The sequence below is a fragment of the Wolbachia endosymbiont of Drosophila tsacasi genome (assembly GCF_028982115.1).
Lineage (GTDB): Bacteria > Pseudomonadota > Alphaproteobacteria > Rickettsiales > Anaplasmataceae > Wolbachia > Wolbachia pipientis_B.
This window is the reverse complement of record NZ_JAPQLJ010000051.1, coordinates 1-4,075: the sequence shown is the minus strand read 5'-3', so window position 1 is coordinate 4,075 and position 4,075 is coordinate 1. Positions and strand designations below refer to the sequence as shown.

Here is a 4,075-nt window from a genome sequence, read left to right as displayed (position 1 = left end):
ATAGGTAAAAACCCAGAAATGTTGTGAAGACATAAGGTGCACATAGTGCAAAAAATTAAAAATAAGACGCCAACCACGTTATTTTCTTGCTGTTTAATCTGCACAGATGAAGATAACTGAATACCTTCACTATCATGATAAGGGGGCTGGCGAGGCTTGTCAAGTAAGTTTTTTCGTTTCTAACGGTTGCTGCCAAAAGCTATGCAAGAAGTCTTTTAAGATCAATCACTTATCTTCAAGGCTTGAATAAAAGCATTCTGTGGAATATTTACGTTCCCTATAGAATGCAACCTTTTTTTACCCTTCTTTTGCCTTTCAAGTAGTTTCATTCTTCGCGTTACATCTCCACCATAGAGTTTAGCTGTTACATCTTTTCTATATGGATTAATCGTTTCTCTGGCAATAATTTTCCCGCCCACTGCTGCTTGAATCGCGATTTTATATTGCTGACGTGGTATTAGATCCTTCAAACGTGCGCATATTTCACGTCCCCTTTTTTCTGCTCTGCTTTTGTGAGCGATACAAGCCAGTGCATCTACGGGCTCTCCATTAATTAAAAAGCTTAATTTATCTATTTGGCTTACCAGATAGCTGGAAATTTCCCAATCCAAACTTGCATACCCCTTGGAAATTGATTTTAGCCTATTGTAAAAATCAAAAACAACTTCAGACAGTGGTAACTTATATCTTAACAATGCTGTTATTGTGTTACCAATGTAAGATAAATCTTCCTGTTCTCCCCTCCTTTCTTCACATAGAGATAGAATCTCTCCCAAGTATTGATCAGGAACCATTATGGTTGCAGTAATCCATGGCTCTTCCACAATTTCAATTTTCATTGGATCTGGCATATCACTTGGGTTATGAATATTCAAAATTTCACCACTTCGTGTTGTAACCCTATATATAACACTCGGTGCAGTTGCTGTTAGGTCTAAATCAAATTCTCTCTCGAGCCTTTCTTGAATAACTTCAAGATGCAACATTCCCAAAAAACCACAACGAAATCCATAGCCTAGTGCATTTGAAGTTTCAGCTTCGAAGGTAAAACTTGCATCATTTAAATGTAACTTTTCTAGAGCTTCTCTTAGATATTTAAAATCATCCGTTTTTTGAGGGAAAATGCTACAAAATACCACAGGATGCACTTCTTTAAATCCAGGAAGTGCTTCACTACAAGGTCTCTTTTCCTCAGTGATAGTATCCCCTACCTTGCAGTCTGCTACTTCCTTCATTGAAGCAGTTATAAAACCAACTTCACCTGCTGAAAGCTCTCTCGTCATAACTTTTTTAGGGGTGAAAATACCAATATTGTCCACTTGATATGTAGCATTATTAGACATCATAACAATCTTCATGCCTTTTTTTAGCACTCCATTTTTAACTCGCACTAAAATTACTACTCCTAAATAAGTGTCATACCAACTATCAACCAAAATTGCTTGCAATGGAGCATTTACATTACCTTGAGGAGCTGGAAGTTTTGCTACTATTGCTTCCAGTACATCTTTTATTCCAAGTCCAGTTTTTGCTGATATTAAAACTGACTCACTTGCGTCAATGCCAATTACTTCCTCAACCTGGAGTTTTACCTTTTCTGGATCTGCAGCAGGGAGATCAACTTTATTGAGTACAACTATTATTTCATGATTATTGTCAATCGCCTTGTATACATTTGCAAGGGTTTGTGCTTCAACACCCTGGCTACTATCTACTATTAAAAGTGAACCTTCACACGCTGCTAAACTTCGACTTACTTCATACGAAAAGTCAACATGACCTGGAGTGTCCATGAGATTTAGGCAATATTGATTACCGTCGTTTGCCGTATAATTAAGTTTTACCGTCTGTGCTTTAATTGTAATCCCACGTTCGCGTTCTATATCCATTGAATCGAGTATTTGATTGGTCATTTCTCTTGCTTCAAGGCCGTTACATTCCTCTATTAAACGATCAGCAAGCGTTGACTTACCGTGGTCTATATGCGCTATTATTGCAAAATTCCTTATGTTGTTCATTATGGCCTACTATACTTAAACTATTTTACATTTTAAGTGTTGTGAGGGCAATTATTTATTAAGGGACTACTTACTCCTTCAACATAGACGACACTTTTTTCGAGCAGGAAATCACTTTATTAACCATGTAGTTTTCATGATTATTATCTATTTTAGGCAACTCATACAGATAATTTACCATCATTCCAGCCGACTGACTAATACCCTTCTCAGAGGTATCCGCCATCCAGTTTAATTGTTTTATCGATGCACCATTGCTTAAATGGAAATGTGCCACCGGGTCATAAGCATTTCCATTACTATTATTCACTTTTAGTAAATAATACGTACATAGTTTAAGCATGCATTGTTTAGTTTCATTTGTACATTCAACATTAGTTTTTAATTGCTCTGCACTTTCTAAAATTTCTGCACTAGATTGTTTTATATTTAGTTTGCCCAATAAAGTGACATCTTGGTTTAGATTGTTTTTTAGCCATTTAGTAAAGCCAGGTATTGGAGAAAGAGTCGCGTATGTTTTTATACTTTTAAACTCCTGTGATAGCTTTTCTACAACCCTTTTGATCAAAAAATTACCAAGGCTGATTCCAGATAACCCTGCTTGAGTATTTGATATTGAATAGAATATAGCAGTGCTCGCATTACTCGGATCGTTTGAAGGTACTGATTCATCTAAAAGGTGTTGAATGCTATCTACAATCTTATTCACCAATGCAACCTCTACAAAAATTAGAGGTTCGTTTGGTATTTTGTAATGAAAGAAAGCAAAACAGAGACGATCAGAATCTAGTCTGTTTTTTAAGTCATCCCAAGAGGAAATTTTATGCACAGCTTCATATTTTATAAGTTTTTCTAGCAATGATGCAGGTGAATCCCAGATGATTTGACGAAGATCGAGTAGATCAACATCAACCCAAGTATAGAGTATATTTTTCAATTCGTTCTCTAGTGGATTCAAGCTTCTATATTGGTTCTTTAGCTTAAGCACATCAGAACGCATATCAACAATAAACTTGAGGCCTTCTGGTAAAGAAATAAATTGCTTTAATATTTTGGAACGTGGTGATTCAAGAATTTTTATTAAACCCTGCTCAAATTTATAGTTTAACTCGGGATCTTGGTTTTTCTTATATTCTCTAATTTTCTCATCTATTTCCGCTTTATTCGGATTAAATTTTTCTGCCAGGGTTTGTAGAAATTTTATTTTACCTTTCTCTGATAAGCTCAAGTACAGGTTACCAAGAGATACAGCGTTCTTACGTGCTGAGACCTCTTCTCCCTTTGGATTTAAGCACTCGTTCATCTTCAAGACTAAACTATCGATATCGCGACTGTTGCTTAAATCAGGACCGATGTTACCAATCCACGATCTTACAGCATCTGCCACTTCACCTAGTATTTTAAAAAAGCTTCTTACCGCTTTTTTGTCTTCAACTTTCACTATATCAGTTTTTACCAATGATTCTTTTGTCATAGATTTCCTTTATTATACATGGCTAATGCAAGTCAGGTTTCCCTACGTCATACCGCCGCGGTATCCCGCTAACAAGCAGCGGGATAACGGTTTGTCAAATCGTCGGTAAACCCAAGTTATTTTAGCTACATATAGCTTAAGTTAAAGGAAAATTTTAGCTACATAGCAGGCACTATTACTGAATTATTAATAATTCAGTAATACAATAGACTTCTTGCACTACCTCCCAAGTCACAACTGTCATTCAGTAGAAACGAAAAAACTTACTTGACAAACCCCGCCAGCCCCCTTATCATGAAACTGAAGGTATTCAGTTATCTTCATCTGTGCAGATTAAATAGCAAGAAAACAACGTAGTTGGCGTCTTGTTTTTAATTTTTTGCACTATGTGCACCTTATGTCTTCACAACATTTCTGGGTTTTTACCTATATAAGCTGAAACGCGCTTATAAGTCGTTTAAGACAGTATAGTACGCCAATTTGGAGGATTAGAGAGTGACAATTAGCTAACACGGGGTTTCTTTTGCCTTTTTTTCTGCTTAGTAAATTTCTTAAACATTTTAGCTAAGGTTAGTTGCACTTA

2 protein-coding genes are annotated in these 4,075 nt (G+C 36.1%); both read right to left on the bottom strand.

Features of this window, described 5'->3' with window-relative positions; genetic code table 11:
- Positions 1-221: 221 nt before the first annotated feature.
- Positions 222-2,018: a translation elongation factor 4 gene (gene lepA, locus OZD70_RS04655; protein ID WP_275021199.1), complete on the bottom strand. Its 1,797-nt coding sequence runs from the start codon at positions 2,016-2,018 to the stop codon at positions 222-224.
- 70 nt (positions 2,019-2,088) lie between these two features.
- Positions 2,089-3,492 carry a malonyl-CoA decarboxylase gene (locus OZD70_RS04650; RefSeq protein WP_275021197.1) on the bottom strand — a complete coding sequence of 468 codons (1,404 nt, stop codon included), beginning with the start codon at positions 3,490-3,492 and terminating at the stop codon, positions 2,089-2,091.
- Positions 3,493-4,075 lie beyond the last annotated feature (583 nt).